At 64.5% G+C, this 1427-nt stretch carries 1 protein-coding gene; it reads left to right on the top strand.

The window, feature by feature from the left end:
* Positions 1-107 precede the first annotated feature (107 nt).
* Positions 108-1427: peptidase inhibitor family I36 protein (locus ACWGKU_RS41055; protein ID WP_452191844.1), on the top strand; the 1320-nt coding region annotated here is incomplete at its 3' end.

Below are 1427 nucleotides of genomic sequence, written 5' to 3'. Positions count from 1 at the left end.
GGTGGTATCGGTATCTTGCGGATTCTGACCGGATTGCCTTTCGATACGGGCACCGCGACCGTTAACAGGGCTTCAGTTCCCTTCTCAACGACCAGGAAATAGCAGGCATGAAAAGCGACGAGAACTCCACGCCGATTCCTCAGCAGACCGTGCAGGGGAACCTGCCGTCGCCATATGCCGATGACACCGTCGTGCAGGCGTTCGCAGGTGCGGTCGACGGCATGCTGGCGCCTGTCGATCCGGTGCTGGCCTCGATGGCCGACAACTACCAGGCATTCAACGCCCCCGCCGAGCTCCTGCCCTATCTGGTACAGGTCAGCGGCGCCCGGGTGGAGCCGGGATGGCCCGAGCGAGCGGTCCGCGCGGCGATCGACCTGGCCGGCTGGCTGGCCACCCACCGCGGCACCCCCGCCGGCCTGCTCACCGAAGCCCGAATCGTCTACGGATGGCTCCTCGAGATCGACGACCCCGGTGACGTCCACCTCCCCGGCGACAGCACCCAGTGGCCTGACCACACCCCCCTGTACGTCACCATGGAACCCCGCACCACCGGCAAGGCACCCATCAGCTACGACCAAAGCACCCTGGAACGCCTCGTCGAAGCACACATCCCCGCCTCGCTCACCTACCAGATCGTCCCGTCCACCGACCACATCGCCCTCTATGACGATCCCTACTGCACCGGACGAGCCTGGCTCGTCTACAGCGACACCCCCGACCTCCAGGTCCTGAACGCCGACAATCGCGCCTCATCCGCCTGGAACAGAACCAGCAGCGTCATCGCCCTCTACAAAGACACCAACTTCCTGGGCACCAACGAATTCATCCAACCCAACAGCAAAGCAGACCAGCTCAACCTGGACAACCAGGCCTCCTCCCTCAGATTCCTCACCAACGTCCCCGCCGACGCCTGGGGCCTGTACGACCAACGCGGCGGAGCCAACGGCAGCGGTCAACTCATCGGCGTCTACCACGGCACCAGGACCAACCTCCTCAACACCGCCGGCGGCAAGGCCGTGTCCCTGGTCAACAACACCAGCCACACCCTGCAGCTCTTCAACGCCGACCGCAGCACCTTCCAGATGGTCTACCCCGGCCTGACCGCAGACCTCCTGGACATCAACCTCGTTCACGCCCTCGACTCCGTCGTCGACCACGCCACCGTCCCCAACGGCGCCTACTGCCTCTACGAAGAGGTACAGCAAGGCGGAAAGTCCTGGCTGTTCTGGGACGACTCCGACCAGCCCATCGACCTGACCGACCCACAGATCGCCGCCCACCCCGTCTGCTCCGTCTACAACAACACCACCCGCACCCTCCAACTCCTCAACCACACCGGAGACGACCAGCTCTTCTACCCCCAGGCCTACAACAGCGTCAGCACCGCCCTCAACCAGACCACCACCACCGCCACCCTCTACGACGGC

The sequence above is a fragment of the Kitasatospora sp. NPDC054768 genome (assembly GCF_053612025.1).
The sequence above is the reverse complement of the archived record's forward strand: the minus strand, read 5'-3'. Positions and strand labels throughout refer to the sequence as shown.